The organism is Terrabacter aerolatus, from assembly GCF_007991735.1.
Taxonomy (GTDB): domain Bacteria; phylum Actinomycetota; class Actinomycetes; order Actinomycetales; family Dermatophilaceae; genus Terrabacter; species Terrabacter aerolatus.
The window spans coordinates 24,664-45,341 of the sequence record NZ_BJYX01000028.1 but is presented as its reverse complement, the minus strand read 5'-3'; the positions used below and the strand labels follow the sequence as shown (position 1 = coordinate 45,341).

General features: G+C 70.7%; 16 protein-coding genes and 1 tRNA gene. All 17 read right to left on the bottom strand.

Going from position 1 to position 20,678, the window contains the following annotated elements; genetic code table 11:
* Positions 1–73: 73 nt before the first annotated feature.
* Positions 74–793 (bottom strand): ABC transporter ATP-binding protein, encoded by a 720-nt coding sequence (locus TAE01_RS18195; RefSeq protein ID WP_147068234.1) that lies wholly within the window; start codon positions 791–793, stop codon positions 74–76.
* Complete coding sequence (locus tag TAE01_RS18190; RefSeq protein WP_371860861.1) at positions 783–1,661, bottom strand: ABC transporter ATP-binding protein; 879 nt, start codon at positions 1,659–1,661, stop codon at positions 783–785. The genes TAE01_RS18195 and TAE01_RS18190 overlap by 11 nt, the downstream gene beginning before the upstream one ends.
* Positions 1,654–2,802, bottom strand: a complete 1,149-nt coding sequence (locus TAE01_RS18185) for a branched-chain amino acid ABC transporter permease (RefSeq protein WP_147068228.1) — start codon at positions 2,800–2,802, stop codon at positions 1,654–1,656. Before TAE01_RS18185 ends, TAE01_RS18190 begins: the two co-directional genes overlap by 8 nt.
* Entirely contained in the window at positions 2,799–3,788 is a 990-nt protein-coding gene (locus TAE01_RS18180; protein WP_147068227.1) for a branched-chain amino acid ABC transporter permease, read from the bottom strand. Before TAE01_RS18180 ends, TAE01_RS18185 begins: the two co-directional genes overlap by 4 nt.
* A gap of 110 nt (positions 3,789–3,898) precedes the next feature.
* Positions 3,899–5,041 (bottom strand): branched-chain amino acid ABC transporter substrate-binding protein, encoded by a 1,143-nt coding sequence (locus TAE01_RS18175; protein ID WP_246111445.1) that lies wholly within the window; start codon positions 5,039–5,041, stop codon positions 3,899–3,901.
* Between the two features lie 154 nt (positions 5,042–5,195).
* Positions 5,196–5,921, bottom strand: a complete 726-nt coding sequence (locus TAE01_RS18170) for an ANTAR domain-containing response regulator (RefSeq protein ID WP_371860860.1) — start codon at positions 5,919–5,921, stop codon at positions 5,196–5,198.
* Between the two features lie 109 nt (positions 5,922–6,030).
* Positions 6,031–6,113: transfer RNA gene (locus TAE01_RS18165), tRNA-Leu, on the bottom strand.
* A 191-nt stretch (positions 6,114–6,304) separates the two neighbouring features.
* The gene (gene pyk / locus TAE01_RS18160) at positions 6,305–7,762 is read right to left on the bottom strand and encodes a pyruvate kinase (protein WP_147068226.1); all 1,458 of its coding nucleotides are present in this window, start codon (positions 7,760–7,762) and stop codon (positions 6,305–6,307) included.
* Between the two features lie 177 nt (positions 7,763–7,939).
* Positions 7,940–9,397 (bottom strand): glutamate synthase subunit beta, encoded by a 1,458-nt coding sequence (locus TAE01_RS18155; RefSeq protein WP_147068225.1) that lies wholly within the window; start codon positions 9,395–9,397, stop codon positions 7,940–7,942.
* Positions 9,390–13,955: a glutamate synthase large subunit gene (gltB, locus tag TAE01_RS18150; RefSeq protein ID WP_147068224.1), complete on the bottom strand. Its 4,566-nt coding sequence runs from the start codon at positions 13,953–13,955 to the stop codon at positions 9,390–9,392. The genes TAE01_RS18155 and gltB overlap by 8 nt, the downstream gene beginning before the upstream one ends.
* A 199-nt stretch (positions 13,956–14,154) precedes the next feature.
* Positions 14,155–15,234, bottom strand: coding sequence for a prolipoprotein diacylglyceryl transferase (gene lgt, locus TAE01_RS18145; RefSeq protein WP_147068223.1), 1,080 nt, complete (start codon positions 15,232–15,234; stop codon positions 14,155–14,157).
* A complete protein-coding gene (trpA, locus tag TAE01_RS18140; RefSeq protein WP_147068222.1) occupies positions 15,231–16,031 on the bottom strand; it encodes a tryptophan synthase subunit alpha in 801 nt (266 codons plus the stop codon). The genes lgt and trpA overlap by 4 nt, the downstream gene beginning before the upstream one ends.
* Positions 16,028–17,287 carry a tryptophan synthase subunit beta gene (gene trpB, locus TAE01_RS18135; protein WP_147068221.1) on the bottom strand — a complete coding sequence of 420 codons (1,260 nt, stop codon included), beginning with the start codon at positions 17,285–17,287 and terminating at the stop codon, positions 16,028–16,030. Before trpB ends, trpA begins: the two co-directional genes overlap by 4 nt.
* 2 nt (positions 17,288–17,289) lie before the next feature.
* Positions 17,290–18,117: an indole-3-glycerol phosphate synthase TrpC gene (trpC, locus tag TAE01_RS18130; protein ID WP_147068220.1), complete on the bottom strand. Its 828-nt coding sequence runs from the start codon at positions 18,115–18,117 to the stop codon at positions 17,290–17,292.
* A gap of 5 nt (positions 18,118–18,122) precedes the next feature.
* Complete coding sequence (locus TAE01_RS18125; protein ID WP_246111444.1) at positions 18,123–18,392, bottom strand: HGxxPAAW family protein; 270 nt, start codon at positions 18,390–18,392, stop codon at positions 18,123–18,125.
* A 58-nt stretch (positions 18,393–18,450) separates the two neighbouring features.
* Positions 18,451–19,065: a Trp biosynthesis-associated membrane protein gene (locus tag TAE01_RS18120; RefSeq protein ID WP_147068218.1), complete on the bottom strand. Its 615-nt coding sequence runs from the start codon at positions 19,063–19,065 to the stop codon at positions 18,451–18,453.
* On the bottom strand, positions 19,062–20,645 hold the full coding sequence (locus TAE01_RS18115) for an anthranilate synthase component I (RefSeq protein ID WP_147068217.1): 1,584 nt from the start codon (positions 20,643–20,645) through the stop codon (positions 19,062–19,064). The genes TAE01_RS18120 and TAE01_RS18115 overlap by 4 nt, the downstream gene beginning before the upstream one ends.
* Between the last annotated feature and the right edge of the window lie 33 nt (positions 20,646–20,678).

Below are 20,678 nucleotides of genomic sequence, written 5' to 3'. Positions count from 1 at the left end.
GGGGCACCACGACGGATGTCGTGGTGCCCCGCTTCGGATTCCGTGGGCCGCACGGCCCGGGACCCGGTCCTGCCTAGACGTCGCCGCCGAGGTAGGCGGCCTTGACGGCCGGGTCGTCGGCGAGGTCCTTGCCCGTGCCCTCCCGGACGATCTCGCCCGTCTCGAGGATGTAGGCGCGGTGCGACCGCTTGAGCGCCTGGGCGGCGTTCTGCTCGACGAGCAGGACCGTGGTGCCCTGGCTGTTGATCTCCGTGACGATGTCGAAGATCTGCTGGATCAGCTTGGGCGCGAGACCCATCGACGGCTCGTCGAGGAGCAGCAGCTTCGGCTTGGCCATGAGGGCACGCCCCATCGCCAGCATCTGCTGCTCACCGCCCGACATCGAGCCGGCCGCCTGGTTGCTGCGCTCCTTGAGCCGGGGGAAGAGCTCGAAGACCCGCTCGAGGTCGTCCTTGACGGCCTTGCTCTTGCGGTCCGGGCGCGCGTACGTGCCCATGTCGAGGTTCTCCATGACCGTCATGCCGACGAAGCACCCGCGGCCCTCGGGCGACTGCGAGATGCCGAGGACCGGCCGCTCGTGCGACGGCAGGTGCGTGATGTCCTGACCGTTGAAGACGACCGACCCGGCCCGCACCGGGCGCAGGCCCGAGACGGTCTTCATCGTCGTCGTCTTGCCCGCGCCGTTGGCGCCGATGAGGGTGACGATCTCACCCTCCTCGACGGTGAAGCTGATGTCGCGGATGGCCTCGATGCGCCCGTAGTTGACGCACAGGCCCTTGACCTCAAGAAGCATCTTCCTCATCAACTCCCAGATAGGCGGCGATGACCGCCGGGTTGTCGCGGATCTCCGCGGGTGAGCCCTCGGCGATCTTGCGGCCGAACTCGAGCACGACGATCCGGTCGGTCACGCCCATGACGAGCTTCATGTCGTGCTCGATGAGCAGGACCGTGTAGCCCTGGTCGCGGATGGTGCGGATCAGCTCCATGAGCTTGACCTTCTCGGCCGGGTTGAAGCCGGCCGCCGGCTCGTCGAGACAGAGCAGCTGGGGGCTCGTGGCCAGGGCCCGCGCGATCTCCAGACGACGCTGGTCGCCGTACGGGAGGTTGCGGGCGAGCTCGTTCGCCTTGCCGTCGAGACCCATGAACGTCAACAGCTCCATGGCCCGGGCGAAACCCTGGGCCTCCTCCCGGCGGTGCTTCGGGAGCCGGAACATCGCCGAGACGACCCCGGTCGAGTGGTGCGCGTCCACCCCGACGAGGACGTTCTCGAGGGCGGTCATGTTGGCGAAGAGGCGGATGTTCTGGAACGTGCGCGCGATGCCCAGCTTGGTGATCTGGAACTTCTTGCGCTTGCCGAGGGGCTTGCCGAGGTAGCGCACGGCTCCCGACGTGGGCTGGTAGACGCCGGTCATGACGTTGAAGCACGTCGTCTTGCCCGCGCCGTTCGGGCCGATGAGACCGAGGATCTCCCCCTTGTTGATGTGGAAGCTCACCTCGTTGAGGGCCACGACACCACCGAAGCGGAGGGTGACCTCGTCGACCTCGAGCAGCTTCTCGCCCTCGGCGACGTCGGGCACGCCGATGTCGACGGGAGCGATGTCGGCGTCCGGGTTGATCTCGGTGACCTCGTCGCCGGTGGTGGGCTGAGTCGGCTCAGGCACTGGCTTCTCCTTCCTCGAGAACGGCCTGTCTGTCGTCGGCCCGCTTGGCCCGGACGGTGCGTCGCGGCGGCAGCAGGCCCTGGGGACGGAAGATCGCGAGCAGCATCAGCGCGAGCCCGAAGACGAGCACGCGGAAGTCCGCGAAGTCGCGGAAGCGCTCCGGGAAGTAGCCGACGACGATCGCACCGACGATGACGCCCCAGCGGTTGCCGGCGCCACCGACGACGACGGCCGCGAGGAACAGGATCGAGAGCAGCAGCTGGAAGCTATCGGGCGAGATGAAGCCCGCCTTGGTCGCGAAGAGCGCGCCGGAGAGACCGCCGATGGCGGCGCCGAGCGCGAAGGCGAGGAGCTTGAACCGGAAGGTCGGCACACCCATGAGCTCGGCGGCGTCCTCGTCCTCGCGCGTGGCCTCCCAGGCGCGACCGACGCGGCTGCTCTTGACGAGGATGTCGAAGAGCAGGACGAGACCGATGATGCCGAGGGCGAGCCAGTAGTACGGGACGAAGTCGTTGATCCCGAACTTGAGGAACGTCGACGTCGTGCTGAGGTCGACGACGGGCACCCCGGCGCTCCAGTCGAGGCTGGGCACCTTGAACAGCTCGACGCCGGGAGGCTTCGGGATGTCGCTGATGCCCTGGGCGCCACCGAGCCACTGCGAGTTGACCAGCGTCAGGCGCACGATCTCGCCGAACCCGAGGGTCACGATGGCGAGGTAGTCACCGCGCACGCGCAGCGTCGGGGCGCCGAGGATGACACCGGAGACCATGGCGACGACGATCGCGATCGGCACGACGAGGACCCACGAGAGGTGGGCGTGCTCGGAGGTCAGGACACCCACGGTGTAGGCGCCCACGGCATAGAACCCGACGTAGCCGAGGTCGAGCAGACCGGCGTAGCCGACGACGATGTTGAGGCCGAGGGCGACGAGCACGTAGGTGGCGACCGTGAAGAGGACGCCGCCGAAGTCCGAGCCCTCCGTCGTGATGAACGGGATGTTGAGCAGGGGCAGCAGGAACAGGAAGACGGCGAACACGACCCAGAGGACGATCTTGACCGCCCGGGGCATGGTGTCGACGCGTTCCTTGAAGCTGCGCGACGACGGCTTGCGACCCGCGGGGGCCGACGTGGTGGTGCTCATGCGCGCGCCTTTCCGAGGGACTCACCGAGCAGGCCGGTGGGTCGGAAGAGCAGGATGAGGACGAGGAGCACGAAGGCCACGACGTCCTTCCACTGCGAGCCGACGACCGCGGAGCCGTAGTTCTCGGCGAGGCCGAGGACGAAGCCGCCGAGGAGCGCGCCGCGCAGGTTGCCGATGCCGCCGAGGACGGCTGCCGTGAAGGCCTTGACGCCGAGGATGAAGCCGGCGTCGTAGCGGGTGATGCCGATCTTGAGCATGTAGAAGACCGCTGCCGCACCGGCCATGACGCCGCCGACGAGGAAGGTCACCTGGATGACCCGGTCGCGGTTGACGCCCATGAGGGCCGCCGCCTCCGGGTCCATCGCGACGGCGCGGATGCCACGGCCGAGGCGCGAGCGCTTCACGAACTGGTCGAGGATCACCATGATGACGATCGCCCCGACGATGACGAAGATGTCGACGTTCGTGACGTGGTAGCCGCCGATGGTGAAGATCGGCTGGGGCTGGATGATCGTCGGCAGGCCGGCGTTGTTGCGGGAGTTGCGCACGTAGTCGCGCAGGGTGTCGTCGAGACCCACCCAGCCGACGATGCGGCTGCGCAGGCCCATGATCTCCGCGAGGACGAACGAGGCGCCGATGGCGGAGATGAGCGCGATGAGCGGTGGGGCGTTGCGCTTGCGCAACGGCCGGTACGCGACCCGCTCGAGCAGCACCGCGATGAGGCCCGACATGGCCATGGCCGCCACGAACATCATGGCGACCCAGAAGATGACCTGCCCGACACCGGCACCGGGGTGCCCGCCGAGGATCATGACGACCCACAGCGCCGCGAAGGTGCCGTACATGAACACCTCGGAGTGGGCGAAGTTGATGAGGCGCAGCACGCCGTAGACGAGCGTGTAACCGAGCGCGATGAGCGCGTAGACCGCGCCGATCGTCAGGCCGGTGATGGTGTACGAGAAGAAGTTGTCGATCAGGTTCTGCATCCAAGACCTCCTGGGCCGGGTGCGATGGGCTGGATCAGAAGTCGGACGTCAACCGAACGAGGGCGGTCGGAGCGTACTGCCCCGACCGCCCCCCTTCGTTGACGTTCGCGTTACTTGATCTCGCCGACGGAGACGATCTTGCCGTTCTCGACCTTGTAGGCGAAGACCTTGATGTCGGCCGACTCGCCCTTGGCGTCGAACTTCAGCTGCTTCGTGACGCCCTTCTTGTCGTAGGCCTTGACGAAGTCGACCATGCTCGCGCGGTCCTTGCCGGCGGCGATGCCGTCGAGCAGGATCGTGGCGGAGTCGTAGCCCTCACCGGAGTAGGTGTTGGGGTCCTCGTTGTACTTCGCCTTGTAGGCCGCCTGGAAGGCCGGGGCCACGTCCGGCGGGACGCACGGGCAGGTGATGATGGTGCCCTCGGCGGCTTCCTTGGCGTTGTCGATGAAGGACTGGTCCTTCACGCCGTCGGCCACGACGAACGTGCCCTTCCAGCCGGCGTCGCGCAGCTGCTTGATCATCGGGGCCGCCTCGGGCGAGTAGCCACCGAAGAAGAGCGCGTCGGCACCCGAGCTCGTCACCTTGGTGACGGAGGCGCTGAAGTCGGTCTGCTTCTGCTGGATGGTGTCGTTACCGACGACCTGGGAGCCGAGGTCCTGACGGACGATGTCGGCCAGGCCCTTGCCGTACTCGGACGCGTCGTCGATGACGAAGGTCTTCGTCGACTTGAGGGTGTCCTTGATGTACTTGGCGGCCGCGGGGCCCTGTGTCGCGTCGTTGCCGAGGGCGCGGAAGAAGGTCTTCCAGCCGTTGTCGGCGAGCTTCGGGTTGGTCGCGGAGGGCGTGATGGTGACGAGGCCGGCCTCGTTGAACGCCGGGTCGGCGGCCTTGGACTCACCGGAGAACGCGGGGCCGACGATGCCGACGACCTTCTTGTCGTCGATGGCCTTCTTGGCCAGGGCCGGCGCCTGCGTCGGGTCGCCCTGCGAGTCGTAGTTCTCGAGGGTGACCTTGCAGTCGGCGTGCTTCTTGTTGTAGTCGTCCAGGGCCAGGTTGACACCGTTCTGGATGTAGATGCCCAGGTTGGCGTTGGGCCCGGTCAGGGCACCGAACATGCCGATCTTGTAGTTGCCGCAGGCCGCGGCGCCACCGCTGGCGGCCGGGGTCGTGGTGTCGCCGCCCTTGGTGCCACACGCACCGAGGGCAAGCGCCGCAACCGCGAGCGGCACGGCGAACTTGAGGGTGGAACGCACGGGTGTCCTCCTGATGTCACACGTCCCTCAGTCGAGGGCTGTGACGGGAGACTAAGCCGTAACTCCCACTGCGGTCATCAGAAACCGGTGATCGGTGACCGTGTCGTGACCTGCGCGGGTGGTGGTCGCCGCAGGATCTGCGGCGACTCCCGCGTCAGGCCGCGGGGAAGCCGTTGATGACGGCCTCGGCGACCTCTTTCATCCCGAGGCGGCGGTCCATCGCGGTCTTCTGGATCCAGCGGAACGCGTCGGACTCGCTCAGCTTCAGCTGCGTCATGAGCACGCCCTTGGCGCGGTCGACGAGCTTGCGGGTCTCGAGGCGCTCACCGAGGTCGGCGATCTCGGCCTCGAGGGCCTTGAGCTCCTGCCAGCGGGAGGTGGCGATGTCGATGGCGGGGCGCAGGTCGTCGGCCGTGAAGGGCTTGACGATGTAGGCCATGACGCCGGCGTCGCGGGCCCGCTCGACGAGCTCGGTCTGCGAGAACGCCGTCAGCATGATGACGGGGCAGAGCTTCGCCTCGTGCAGCTGCTCCGCGGCTGACAGCCCGTCGAGGATCGGCATCTTGACGTCCATGATGACGAGGTCGGGCTTGACCTCCTTGGCGAGCTCGACGGCCTGCTCACCGTTGCTCGCCTGGCCGACGACGTCGTAGCCCTGCTCGCCGAGCATCTCGACGAGGTCGAGGCGGATGAGCGCCTCGTCCTCGGCGACGAGGATCCGGGTCGCGCCCTGGGCCGCGCCGCTGTCGGACGCCGGGGCCGAGCCGGACAGCTCCGTCGGCGTGGCCGCCTCGGTGGCCGCAACGCCGTCGGCGCCCTCGGTGGGGGCGGTGCCGGTCGCAGGGGTCGGCTTGGGCGTCGTGCTCTCGTCGGTGCTCACGGGCAAATCCTATCGGGGGCCAGGTTTCGGGCGCGTTTCGGGACCGTCACGCCATTCCCCCCAGCGCGACGTCGCTCGAGGCGTCGCCGGGACGGCGCGGCGTCGTCGGTGCCGAGGGCGGGACTCGAACCCGCACGGCCTTGCGGCCAGAGCATTTTGAGTGCCCCGTGTCTGCCATTCCACCACCCCGGCCGGAGTGCCGCGCCAGCATACCCGTGACGGCAGGGCGGCCGCGGCCCGCGCCGTCCGGGGCTCCCCACCCTGCACGCCCCGTCGTGGACGTCGTGAGCCGCGTCCGCCCCGAGACGCACGTATGCCGCCGGGTGGGCCCGACGGCATACGTGGTCACTTCAGGGGTGCCGGGGACACCTCGGAGCGTGCGGTCAGCTGGTGACCTCTTCGGGCCGGTAGGCCGGGGCTGCCCGGTTGACGGCGTCGCCGACCCGGTGGACGCGCAGCGCGTTGGTCGAGCCGGGGATGCCGGGAGGCGAGCCGGCGACGATGACGACCCGGTCACCCTCGGCCACCCGGCCCTCGGGGATGAGCTTGAGGTCGACCTGCATCGCGAACTGGTCGGTGTGGTGCATGCGCGGCACGAGGTAGGTCTCGATGCCCCAGACGAGGGCCAGCCGTGACCGGACGCGCGGCTCGGAGGTGAAGGCGAGCATGGGCTGACGGGGCCGGAGGCGGGCCATCCGGGTCGCGGAGCCGCCGGTCTCGGTGAAGACGATGAGGAACTTTGACCCGACGACCTCGCCGATCTCGACGGCGGCCTTGGTCACCGCGCCGCCGACCGTCTTGGGGTTGGTCGGCATGCGGACGATCTTGTCGAAGCCGTTCTCCTCGGTCGACTCGATGATGCGGGCCATGGTGCGCACCGAGTCGATGGGCCACGCGCCGACCGAGGTCTCACCGGAGAGCATGAGCGCGTCGGCGCCGTCGAGCACCGCGTTGGCGGCGTCGGAGGCCTCGGCGCGGGTCGGGCGGGGGTTCTCGATCATCGACTCGAGCACCTGCGTCGCGACGATGACGGGCTTGGCCTCGCGGCGGGCCAGCTCGATGGCGCGCTTCTGCACGAGCGGCACGTCCTCGAGGGGCATCTCGACGCCGAGGTCACCGCGGGCGACCATGATGCCGTCGAACGCCGCGACGATGCCCTCGAGGTTCTCGACGGCCTGCGGCTTCTCGATCTTGGCGATGACGGGGATGCGGTCGCCGAACTCGTCCATGATGGCGTGGACGTCGACGATGTCCTCGGCCGAGCGCACGAACGACAGGGCGATCATGTCGGCACCGAGGCGCATGGCGAACCGGAGGTCCTCGCGGTCCTTGTCGGACAGGGCGGGCACGCTGACCGCGACGCCGGGCAGGTTGATGCCCTTGTTGTTGCTGACCTGGCCGCCGATGACGGTCTCGGTGAGCACGTCGGTGTCGGTGACCTCCACGGCACGCAGCATGACCTTGCCGTCGTCGATGAGCAGCACGTCGCCGGGCCGCACGTCGCCCGGGAGCCCGGCGTAGGTCGTGCCGACGATGGAGTCGTCACCGTCGACCTCGCGGGTGGTGATGGTGAAGCGCTGGCCGGGGCTCAGCGTCACCGGGCCGCCGGAGAACCGGCCGGTGCGGATCTTCGGGCCCTGCAGGTCCACGAGGACCGCGACGGCGCGGCCGGAGGAGTCACCCGCGGCGCGGACGTCCCGGTAGACCTGCTCGTGCACGGAGTGGTCGCCGTGGGAGAGGTTGAGCCGGGCGACGTCCATGCCGGCGTCGACGAGGGCGCGCAGCTGGGAGGGCGATGAGGTCTTGGGGCCGATGGTGCAGACGATCTTGGCGCGACGCATGCTTCAACCTTAGGGGTGCTGTGACGTGGGTCACCGGGCGGGTTCGATCCGTGGGACGAACGCGGCCGGTGCGGGGCGTGAGCTGCCCTGCCACACCTGACGATCGTGGTCGTATGCCGTGTCGCCGAGGTGGCGACACGGCATACGTCGGGGTGTCCCCGGGTGACGAGCGGGCCCTCAGGCCGTGAGCGGCCGGTCGGTCGGCGCGATGGGTCGGGGCAGCGAGCTCGACCCGGTGAGCCAGGCGTCGACGCCGGCTGCGGCGGCACGGCCCTCGGCGATGGCCCACACGATGAGCGACTGCCCGCGACCGGCGTCGCCGGCCACGAACACGCCCGGGACCGAGCTCATGAAGTTCTTGTCCCGGCGGACGTTGCTGCGCTCGTCGAGCTCGACACCGAGCTGCTCGAGCACCCCGCTGCCCTGCGGCCCGAGGAAGCCCATGGCGAACAGGACGAGCTGCGCGGGGATCTCGCGCTCCGTGCCCGGCTTGGACGTGGGACGACCGTCGACGAACTCCACCTCGGTCAGGCGCAGCGCCGCGACGTTGCCCTCGTCGTCGCCGACGAACTCGGTCGTGCTGACGGCGTAGATGCGGTCGCCACCCTCCTCGTGCGCGCTGGCGACGCGGTAGAGCATCGGGTAGGTGGGCCAGGGCTGGCTGCCCGGACGGTCCTCCCCCGGCTGCGGCATGATCTCGAGGCTCGTCACCGAGGCCGCCCCTTGGCGGTGCGAGGTGCCGATGCAGTCGGCGCCGGTGTCACCGCCGCCGATGACGACGACGTGCTTGCCCGTGGCGAGGATCTGGCCCTCGACGTGCTCTCCGAGAGCCGCGCGGTTGCCCTGCGGGAGGAACTCCATGGCCTGGTGGATGCCACCGAGCTGACGCCCGGGGGCGTCGAGGTCGCGTGGCACCGTGGCACCGAGCGCGAGCACGACGGCGTCGTAGCGGTCGCGCAGCTGACGCCCGGTGATGTCGACCCCGACGTCCATGCCGTTGCGGAAGCGGGTGCCCTCGGCGGTCATCTGGTCGAGCCGGCGGTCGAGCACCGACTTCTCCATCTTGAACTCCGGGATGCCGTAGCGCAGCAGGCCGCCCGGCTTGTCGGCCCGCTCGAAGACCGCCACCGTGTGGCCCGCCCGCGTCAGCTGCTGGGCCGCGGCCAGCCCGGCAGGCCCCGAGCCGACGACGGCCACGGTCTTGCCCGACAGCCGCTCCGGCGGGAGCGGTGTCACGAGGCCCTCGTCGAAGGCCCGCTCGATCGTGGTGACCTCGACCTGCTTGATCGTCACGGCCGGCTGGTTGATGCCGAGCACGCAGGCGGTCTCGCACGGCGCCGGGCAGAGGCGACCGGTGAACTCCGGGAAGTTGTTCGTCGCGTGGAGGCGCTCGATGGCGTCGGCCCAGTCGCCCTTCCAGGCGAAGTTGTTCCACTCCGGGATGAGGTTGCCCAGCGGGCAGCCGGAGTGGCAGAACGGGATGCCGCAGTCCATGCAGCGGCCGGCCTGTCGCTGGAGCTGCCCGAGCTCCTGCTCCTCGTAGACCTCCTTCCAGTCCCGGATGCGCACCGGGACGGGACGGCGGGCCGGGAGCTCACGCTCGCGGGTGGTGAGAAAGCCTTGGGGGTCAGCCACGGGAAGCCTCCATGATCCGGTTCCACACTTCGGGTCCGTCAAGGTCGAGGCCCTGTTGCTCGGCCTCGGCGCGCACGTCGAGGACCCGCTGGTAGTCGCGCGGCAGGACGAGGGTGAAGCGCTCGCGCGCCGCCACCCAGTCGTCGAGCAGCGCTTGTGCGACGGGCGACTCGGTCCACCTCACGTGGGCCTCGAGCAGCTCGCGCAGCGGTGCGTCGTCCTCGTCGCGCAGCGGCAGCAGGTCGACCATCTCGCGGTTGACGAGGTCGGCGTCGAGGTCGAGGACGTAGGCGACGCCGCCCGACATGCCGGCCGCGAAGTTGCGGCCCGTCTGCCCGAGCACGACAGCAGCACCACCGGTCATGTACTCACAGCCGTGGTCGCCGACGCCCTCGACGACGGCGTGGGCGCCGGAGTTGCGGACGCAGAAGCGTTCACCGACGATGCCGCGCAGGAAGAGCTGCCCGGTCGTGGCGCCGTAGCCGATGACGTTGCCACCGATGACGTTCTCCTCGGCGACGAGCGCCGCGTCGCGGTGGGGTCGCACGACGACCCGTCCGCCCGAGAGCCCCTTGCCGACGTAGTCGTTGGCGTCGCCGAAGAGCTGCATCGTGACACCGGCCGGGAGGAAGGCTCCGAAGGACTGGCCGCCCGAGCCGGTCATCGTCAGCTCGATGGTGTTGTCGGCGAGGCCGTGCGGGTGCGCCTTGGTCACGTGGTGACCGAGCATGGTGCCGACGGTCCGGTTGACGTTGCGCACGGCGATCTCGGTGCGCACCGGCTCGCCCGACTCGATGGCCGACAGGGCCCGGCTCAGCAGCTCGTTGTCGAGCGCCTTGTCGAGTCCGTGGTCCTGGGGTGCCGACTGGTGGAGCGTGCCGCCGGTGGGGTTGTCGGCGACCGCGAGGATCGGGCTGAGGTCGAGTCCCGAGGCCTTCCAGTGCGCGATGGCCTTGTCGAGGTCGAGGCTGCCGACCTGCCCGACGGCCTCCTGGATCGAGCGGAAGCCCAGCGACGCCAGGTGCTCGCGCACCTGCTCGGCGATGTATTCGAAGAAGGTCTCGACGAACTCGGGCTTGCCGGAGAAGCGCGAGCGGAGCTCGGGGTTCTGCGTCGCGATGCCGACGGGGCACGTGTCGAGGTGGCAGACGCGCATCATGACGCACCCCGACACGACGAGCGGCGCCGTCGCGAAGCCGAACTCCTCGGCACCGAGCAGGGCCGCCACGACGACGTCCCGACCGGTCTTGAGCTGGCCGTCGACCTGGACGACGATGCGGTCGCGCAGGCCGTTGAGCACCAGGGTCTGCTGGGCCTCGGCCAGGCCGAGCTCCCACGGCGCACCGGCGTGCTTGAGGGAGGTCAGCGGCGACGCGCCCGTGCCACCGTCGTGGCCCGAGATGAGCACGACGTCGGCGTGCGCCTTGGAGACGCCCGCGGCCACCGTGCCGACGCCGATCTCGGAGACGAGCTTGACGTGGATGCGGGCGGTCGGGTTGGCGTTCTTGAGGTCGTGGATCAGCTGGGCCAGGTCCTCGATGGAGTAGATGTCGTGGTGCGGCGGCGGGGAGATGAGGCCCACGCCCGGCGTCGAGTGACGGGTCTTGGCCACCCACGGGTAGACCTTGTGGCCGGGCAGCTGACCGCCCTCACCGGGCTTGGCGCCCTGGGCCATCTTGATCTGGATGTCGTCGGCGTGTGTGAGGTAGAGGCTCGTCACGCCGAACCGGCCCGAGGCGACCTGCTTGACGGCAGAACGGCGCTCGGGGTCGAGCAGGCGGTCCACGTCCTCGCCGCCCTCGCCGGTGTTGGAGCGACCACCGAGGTGGTTCATCGCGACGGCGAGGGTCTCGTGCGCCTCCTTGGAGATCGAGCCGTAGCTCATGGCGCCGGTGTTGAAGCGCTTGACGATCTCGCTCACCGGCTCGACCTCGTCGATCGGCACCGGCAGGCGGCCGGTCACCCCGGTCGGCCGGAAGCCCATGAGCCCGCGCAGCGTCATGAGGCGCGAGGTCTGGTCGTCGACGCGGTCGGTGTACTGCTTGAAGACGTCGTAGCGGCGCTGGCGCGTCGAGTGCTGGAGGCGGAAGACCGTCTCGGGGTCGAAGAGGTGCGGCTCGCCCTCGCGCCGCCACTGGTACTCGCCGCCGACCTCGAGGGTGCGGTGCGGCTGGTGGACGCCGTCCGGGGGGTAGGCGCGGGCGTGGCGCTCGGCGGTCTCGCGGGCGATGACGTCGAGGCCGACGCCACCGAGCTGGCTGACGGTGCCGGTGAAGTAGCGCTCGACGAGGGCCTGCGACAGGCCGATGGCCTCGAAGACCTGCGCGCCCCGGTAGGACGCAACGGTCGAGATGCCCATCTTCGACATGACCTTGAGGACACCCTTGCCCAGCGCCTTGATGAGGTTCGCGACGGCCTTCTCGGGGGTGACGCCCTCGATCTCGCCGGCGCGCACGAGGTCCTCGACGGTCTCCATCGCGAGGTAGGGGTTGACCGCCGCGGCGCCGAAGCCGATGAGCAGGGCCACGTGGTGGACCTCGCGCACGTCACCGGCCTCGACGAGCAGGCCCACCTGGGTGCGGGTCTTCTCGCGGATGAGGTGGTGGTGCACGGCAGCGGTGAGCAGCAGCGACGGGATGGGCGCGAGGTCGCGCCCGGAGTCGCGGTCCGAGAGGACGACGAAGCGCGCTCCGCGCGTGATCGCCTGGGACACCTCGGCGAAGATCTCCTCGAGGCGGTCGCGCATGGCGGCCGCTCCCCCGGTGACGTCGTAGAGACCACGCACCACGTGGGTCGCGTAGCCCGGCAGGTCGCCGTCGGCGTTGATGTGCACGATCTTGGCGAGCTCGTCGTTGTCGATGACCGGGAAGTCGAGGACGAGCTGGCGGGCGTGCGACGGAGACGCGGACAGGGCGTTGCCCTCGGGCCCCATGTAGGTGCCGAGCGAGGTGACGAGCTCCTCGCGGATCGCGTCGAGCGGCGGGTTGGTCACCTGGGCGAACAGCTGGGTGAAGTAGTCGAAGAGCAGGCGCGGCCGCGACGACAGGACGGCGATGGGCGTGTCGGTGCCCATCGACCCGAGCGCCTCGCCGCCGGTGCGGGCCATCGGCGTCAGGAGGATGCGCAGCTCCTCGGCGGTGTAGCCGAACGTCTGCTGGCGCCGGGCCACGGACGCCGCCGTGTGGACGATGTGCTCGCGCTCCGGCAGGTCCTCGAGACGGATGAGACCGGCGTGCAGCCACTCGGCGTACGGCTTGGCGGCGGCGAGCTGGGACTTGATCTCCTCGTCACCGACGATCCGGCCGTGCTCGGTGTCGACGAGGAACATCTTGCCGGGCTGGAGGCGCCCACGCTGGACGATGCTCGCGGGGTCGAGCTCGAGCACACCCGACTCGGAGGCCAGCACGACGAGACCGTCGTCGGTGACGGTGTAGCGCCCCGGTCGCAGGCCGTTGCGATCGAGGACCGCGCCGACGAGCGTGCCGTCGCTGAAGCAGACGTTGGCGGGGCCGTCCCACGGCTCCATGAACGTCGAGTGAAACTCGTAGAACGCCTTGCGCGCCGGGTCCATGGTGGCGTGGTTCTCCCACGCCTCGGGGATCATCATGAGCACCGCGTGGGGCAGCGAGCGGCCGCCGAGGTGGAGCAGCTCGAGCACCTCGTCGAAGCTCGCCGAGTCCGACGCGTCCGGCGTGCAGATCGGGAAGACCCGCTCGAGGTCGCCGGGGATGATGTCGGAGGTCAGCAGGCTCTCGCGGGCGTGCATCCAGTTGCGGTTGCCCTTGACGGTGTTGATCTCACCGTTGTGCGCGATGAAGCGGTAGGGGTGCGCGAGCGGCCACGACGGGAACGTGTTGGTCGAGAAGCGCGAGTGCACGAGGGCCAGCTCGCTGGCGAAGCGCGGGTCGGACAGGTCGGGGAAGAACGGCTCGAGCTGGCCGGTGGTCAGCATGCCCTTGTAGACGATGGTGCGCGAGCTGAGCGAGGCGAAGTAGACGTCGACCTCGTGCTCGGCGCGCTTGCGCAGGCAGAACGCGAGGCGGTCCAGGCCCAGCGCGACCTGTCGTCCGATCGAGCTGCTGACGAAGAGCTGCTCGAAGAACGGCATGCAGTCGCGTGCCACGGTGCCGACGAGGTCGGCCTCGACGGGCACCTCGCGCCAGCCGAGCACCTTGAGGTTCTCGGCGACCGCGATCTCCTCGATGCGGGCCTTGGCGGCGGCGCGCTCTATGGGGTTGCGCGGCAGGAAGGCGATGCCCGCGGCATACGCCCCGGTGTTCGGGAGCGTGAACGGCACGCTCGCGCGGAAGAACTCGTCGGGGATCTGCGTCAGGATGCCCGCCCCGTCGCCGACGAGCGGGTCGGCGCCCGTGGCGCCGCGGTGGTCGAGGTTGCGCAGCGCCGTGAGGGCGTGGTCGACGATGTCGTGGCCCGCCGTCCCCCGCATCGTCGCGATGAGGGCGACACCGCAGGCGTCGTGCTCGTGCTCGCGTCGGTAGAGACCGGAGTTCTCCGGATGTGCGCTGAACAGGGCACGGGTGGGGGTGTGCGGCGGCATCTTCACCGTCCTTCTGCTGGGTCCCGGGCGACGATCGCGCCGGGCCACGCGACATGACTGAGGGCATGTGGACGGCACTGGCCACAGGCGTTGCTGACGACGATATCGGAGGGACCGCTCGTCCTACCTGTTGATACGGCGGATTCCGCATCCTGAGACGCCGTGCTCACGCCCGTGACCGGGACGGGACCGCAGGGGATCAGGACGGGGTGGGACGGTCCGCCTCCGTCGCGCTGCCGGAGGCGGCGTTCGGCCGGTCGGAGGGGGCCTCCGCCGAAGGATCTTCAGGGGCCGTGACCTCGCCCACGTCGCCGTCCGGTGACGGCTCGACCCCGTCGGGTCCGAGGGATCCGTTCAGGCCGTCGGCACCCTCGGCGGGAGCATCGGCGCGAGCATCGGCGGGGGCTGGGGCCGTCGGCTGCTCCAGGCGCGCGAAGCGGCGCCACAGCACGATGCCGAGGACGAAGACGAGGATCGAGACCCACGTGTTGACCCGCTGGCCGAGGATGAGGTTGGCCGAGTCGCTGCGCATGTTCTCGATGACGATGCGCCCCACGGGGTAGCCCATGACGTACGCGGCGAAGACCTGGCCGGCCTTGAGCGGGCGGCGGCGACCGAGCCAGATGAGGAAGGCCGCGAGCAGCAGGCACCAGATGGCCTCGTAGAGGAAGGTCGGCTGGAAGTAGCCCTTGATGATCGGGTTGCCCTGCGCGTCGACGACCGCGCGGCCGGCAGAGGTGTCCCACTCGTAGATGCGCAGCCGCCACGGCAGGTCGGTCGGAGCGCCGTAGATCTCGTTGTTGAACCAGTTGCCGAAGCGGCCCATCGCCTGGGCGATGGCGAGGCCCGGAGCCGCGGCGTCGACGAAGTCGCGGAACGCGACGCCGTTCTTGCGGCAGCCGATCCAGGCCCCGACGGCGCCGAGCGCGACGGCACCCCAGATGCCCAGCCCACCCTCGTAGATGGCGAAGGCCTTCCACGGGTGGCCGTTCTCCCCGAAGTACGGCTGCGGCGTCGTGATGAGGTGGTAGAGGCGTCCGCCGACGATGCCGAACGGCACGGCCCACGCGGAGATGTCGATGGCGACGCCCTTGCGGTGACCGCGGGCCTCGAGGCGCTTCTGGGTCAGCCACACCGCGACGACGATGCCGGCGAGGATGCACATGGCATACCCCCGGATCGGCAGCGGACCGAGGTGCCAGACCCCGACGCTCGGCGACGGGATCTCGGCCGGCAGGGCGGCACCGAGCACGGCCGGGACGCCAGCGAGCAGGCTCATGACCGGCTCCGTCGGACGCCGTCGGCGAGCTCGCGGGCCAGGGCGCCGAGCGCCTCGAGTCCCTGCGCCTCGGACTGCGCCTCGGTGAGGCAGCGCACCAGCGCCGAGCCGACGATGACGCCGTCGGCGTAGCGACCGACCTCGGCCGCCTGGTCGCCGGTGGAGACCCCGACCCCGACGCACACGGGCAGGTCGGTGTGCTCCCGGGTGCGCGACACGAGCGCGTCGGCAGCCTCACCGACGGTGGCCCGCGCCCCGGTGACGCCCATGACGGCGGTGGCGTAGACGAAGCCGCGGCACTGGGCCGTCACGGCCTCGAGGCGCTCCGGCGTCGAGCTGGGTGCGACGAGGAAGACCTTGTCGAGGTCGTGGGCGTCGGCGGCCGCGATCCAGTCGCGGCCCTCGTCGGGGATGAGGTCGGGCGTGATGAGCCCGGAACCGCCTGCGGCGGCGAGGTCGGCGGCGAACCGCTCGACGCCGTAGCGCAGGACGGGGTTCCAGTACGTCATGACGAGAGCGCCCGCACCGGCCGCGGAGACCTCGCGGGCCGCCGTGAAGATGTCGGTGAGGTGCACGCCGGCGGCGAGGGCGCGCACGGCGGCGTCCTGGATGACGGGCCCGTCCATGACGGGGTCGCTGTAGGGCACGCCGATCTCGACGATGTCGACGCCGGACTCGACGAGGACCTTCATCGCGGCGATCGAGCCCTCGACCGACGGGAAGCCGACCGGGAGGTAGCCGATGAGGGCGGCGCGGTTGTCGGCGCGGCACTTCTCGATGATCGTGGCGACGCTCACTGCTGCTCCCCCATGCCCTTGGCGCCGTCGTCGTCGGGCAGGCGGGGCGACCCGTCGTCGCCGATGAGCCCGAACCACTCGGCCGCCGTGTGGACGTCCTTGTCGCCGCGACCCGAGAGGTTGACGAGCAGGACCGCGTCGCGACCGAGCTCGCGGCCGACCTTCATCGCGCCGGCCAGGGCGTGCGCGCTCTCGATGGCCGGCAGGATGCCCTCGGTGCGGGACAGGAGCGAGAAGGCCTCCATCGCCTCGTCGTCGGTGACCGGGCGGTACTCCGCCCGCCCGGACTCGAGCAGGTGGGCGTGCTCGGGGCCGACACTCGGGTAGTCGAGACCCGCCGAGACGCTGTGCGACTCGACGGTCTGACCGTCGTCGTCCTGCATGACGTAGGTGAAGGCGCCGTGCAGCACGCCGGGGATGCCGGCCGAGAAGCGTGCGGCGTGCTTGCCGGAGGCCACGCCCTCACCGCCGGCCTCGAAGCCGATGAGCCGCACCGACCGGTCGTCGATGAACCGGTGGAAGATGCCGATGGCGTTCGAGCCACCACCGACGCACGCGAGCACGGCGTCGGGCAGACGGCCGACGAGGTCGAGCACCTGCTGGCGCGCCTCGACCCCGATGATGCGGTGGAAGTCGCGGACCATCTCGGGGAACGGGTGCGGCCCCGTGACGGTGCCGAGGACGTAGTGGGTCGTCGCGACGTTGGCCACCCAGTCGCGGAACGCCTCGTTGACGGCGTCCTTGAGGGTCTTGCTGCCGTTGTCGACGGGGACGACGGTGGCGCCGAGCAGGCGCATGCGCGCCACGTTCAGGGCCTGCCGCTCGGTGTCCTTCCGGCCCATGTAGACGACGCACTCGAGCCCGAGCAGGGCGGCCGCGGTGGCCGTCGCGACGCCGTGCTGGCCGGCGCCGGTCTCGGCGATGACGCGGGTCTTGCCCATGCGCTTGGTCAGCAGGGCCTGCCCGAGGACGTTGTTGATCTTGTGCGAGCCGGTGTGGTTGAGGTCCTCGCGCTTGAGGATGACGCGCGCGCCACCGCAGTGCTCGGCGAAGCGCGGCACCTCGGTGATGATGCTGGGCCGACCGGTGTAGGTCCGGTGCAGCCGGTCGAGCTCGCCGACGAACTCGGGGTCGACGACCGCCTTGCGCCAGACCTCCTCGAGCTGCTCGAGCGCGGGGATGAGGGCTTCGGGGACGTAACGCCCACCGAACCCGCCGAAACGGCCGTATGCCGGCACGCTGGATGTCGTGGTCATGCTCACTCTCCTGCCGCGCCGGCCCGGAGCGTGGCCCGGGCGGCGTTCGCGGCGTCGATGAAGCCGCGGATCGCGGCCTCGGGGGCGCCGTCCTTGACGAGGGCCTCCCCGACGAGGACCGCGCCGGCTCCGGCGCGGACGTAGTCGGCCACGTCGGCCGGCCCGCTGACGCCGGACTCGGCGACGCCCACGACGCCGGCAGGGACGCGTGGCAGCAGGGCGGTGACGGTACCGGGGTCGACCTCGAGGGTCTTGAGGTTGCGGGCGTTGACGCCGACGAGGACGGGGTCGAGCGCGAGGGCCCGGTCGAGCTCGGCCGCGTCGTGCACCTCGATGAGCGCCGTCATGCCGAGGTCGCGCGCCTGGTCGTGCAGGTCGCGCAGCAGGACGTCGTCCAGGGCTGCGACGATGAGCAGGATGAGGTCCGCGCCGTGCGCGCGGGCCTCGGTGACCTGGTAGGCGTCGACCATGAAGTCCTTGCGCAGCAAGGGAGTCCGGACGGCTGCACGCACCTCGTCGAGGTCAGCGAGGCTGCCTGAGAAGCGACGCTCCTCGGTGAGGACGCTGATGACGCTCGCGCCGCCGGCGGCATACGACCTCGCCAGCAGCCCGGGCTCGGGGATGTCGGCGAGCGCGCCCTTGCTCGGGCTCGACCGCTTGACCTCCGCGATGACGGCGACGCCGTCGGCGGATCGGATGCCCGGCATCGGGTCCAGGGCGGCCGCCACGGAGCCGAGCCGGTCCTCGAGCTCGGCCGGCGGCAGGGCGGCACGACGGCGTCCGAGATCCTCGCGGACGCCGCTGATGATCCCGTCGAGAACCGTCGCCACCGCGCTCAGCTCTTGCCGATGGTCTCGACGCCCAGCTCGTCGGGGGCGTCGACGATGGAGCCACCCTGCGCGTGGTGCCCGTCGCTGCCGTAGCCGGCCATCGACAGGAGCTTGCCCGCGACGATGCCCGCGACGATGACGACGGCGCCGATGATGCCGAGCACCAGGCTGGGGACGACGACCGCGACCGATGCGATGGCGGTGCCGAGCAGGATGATCCCGACCCCGGTCCAGGCCGCGGTGCTGTGACCGTGGTCCTCGTGCTGCTCTTCCATGGCGTCCTCTCTCGTCCGATCGGCACCACGCCCGTGCGGGCCGACGGCGTCCATTCTGTCAGGTCTCCTCGGGGGCGTCGCGCAGGGTCGGGTCCCGCCCCTCGGACAGCTCGTCCCACGGGGTGCGCACCTGTCCCCGGGGTCCGCCCGCCGGCTTGTCCCCGCGTTCGTAGCGTCCGGAGAGACCGGCCCAGGAGCGGCTCGAGACGGCCGTCAGCACCGCACCGACGGCGAGGAGCGCGGCGGCGACCACCGCCAGCCACACCCACACGGTGCTCGAGCCGGTGGCCGCGGGTGCGGTGGTGCGGGCCAGCTGCCGGGCCACGGCCTCGGCCACGGTGGCGACCGGCCGCAGCGCGACGAGCAGCGTCATGGCCAGCGCGCCGAGCGAGGCCAGCACGATGACGGCGGCCGAGACGGCGCGGATGACCCGTCCACCGGTCATGAGCCCGAGCAGTGCGACGGCGCAGACGGCGAGGAGCCCGACCACTCCCGGCGCCGCAGCGCCACCGGTCACCTCGGTGAACGCCTGGCTGAGGACGTCGCGGGACTCCCCGCTCGCCCACGGGCGCGTCGTGAGGCCGAGCAGCAGGGCGGCCGGCACGAGGACGACGAGGGCCGCGCGCTTCTTGTCGAGGACGCGGGAGGGACGGGTCGGCACGGTCGACGTCATGCGCGGTGCTCCCCCAGCGGTCGCAGGCCGGCGGCCGCGGCGACGGCCCGCAGGGCGGCTGCGGCCTTGTTGACCGTCTCCTCGTACTCCAGGTGCGGCACGGAGTCGGCGACGATGCCGGCGCCCGCCTGGACGTGGGCCAGGCCGTCCTTGAGCAGGGCCGTGCGGATCGCGATGGCCATGTCGAGGTCGCCCGCGAAGTCGAGGTAGCCGACGACGCCGCCGTAGAGGCCGCGGCGCAGGCCCTCGTAGCCGTCGATGAGCGCCATGGCGCGCGGCTTGGGGGCGCCGCTCAGCGTGCCGGCGGGAAAGGTCGCGACGAGGGCGTCGTAGGCGCTCCGGTCGTCGCGGAGGTCACCGACGACCGTCGACTCGATGTGCATGATGTGGCTGTAGCGCCGGATCGACATGAAGTCGACGGTGTCGACGGTGCCGGCGCGGCAGATGCGCTGGAGGTCGTTGCGCGCCAGGTCGACGAGCATGAGGTGCTCGGCCCGCTCCTTGGCGTCGCCCAGCAGCTCCTCGGCGAGGTGGGCGTCGTGGTCGGGGCTCTTGCCGCGCGGTCGCGATCCGGCGATCGGGTGGGTGATGGCCTGGCGCCCCGTCACCTTGATGAGGGCCTCGGGGCTCGACCCGACGATGTCGTAGGCGGTGCCGTCGGGGTGCGGCAGGCGCAGGAGGTACATGTAGGGGCTCGGGTTGCTGACCCGGAGTGCGCGGTAGACGTCGAGGGCGTCGGCCCGGCAGGGCACCGTGAAGCGCTGGCTGACGACGATCTGGAAGGCCTCGCCGGCCCGGATCGCCTCCTTGGCCTCCTCGACCATCTCCTCGAACTCCGGCTGGGTGTGGCTGCTCGTCGGTTGGCTCTCGATCGGCTCGATCGTGGCGACGGTGCTCGGGGCCGGGGCCGCGAGCTCGTCGGTCATCCGGTCGAGCCGGCTCACGGCATCGGCCCAGGCGTCCTCGATGCGCTCGTCGGTGGCGTCGTGGTTGACGGCGTTGGCGATGAGCAGCAGGGAGCCGTCGCTGTGGTCGAAGACGGCGAGGTCGGTGGCGAGCATCATCGCCACCTCGGGGAGGTCGAGCTCGTCGCGCCCGCTGTCGGGCACGCTCTCCCAGCGGCGCACGGCGTCGTAGGTGATGGCCCCGACGAGGCCGCCGGTCAGGGGCGGGAGTCCGGGTGTGCGGGGCGTCGCGAGGGCGGCGACGGTGTCACGCACGGCGACCGTCGGGTCGCCGCCGGTCGGCAGCCCCACCGGGGGGTCGCCGATCCAGTGGGCGTGGCCGTCCTTCTCCGTCAGCGTCGCCGCGCTGCGGGCGCCGACGATCGAGTAGCGCGACCACACTCCCCCGTGCTCGGCGGACTCGAGCAGGAAGGTGCCGGGCGCGTCCTTGGCGAGCTTTCGGTAGACGCCCACGGGGGTCTCCGCGTCGGCCAGCACGCGGCGTACGACCGGGATGACGCGACGGTGCTCGAGCGCGAGCTCGGTGAAGACCTCGAGGCTCGGCCACGTGCGGCCCCACGCGAGGTCGGCGTGTGGCGCGGGCGCGGCGGCGAGCGAGGTGTTCGAGTCGGGCACCGGCCCATTCTGGCGCACGCGTCGCAGCCGCTG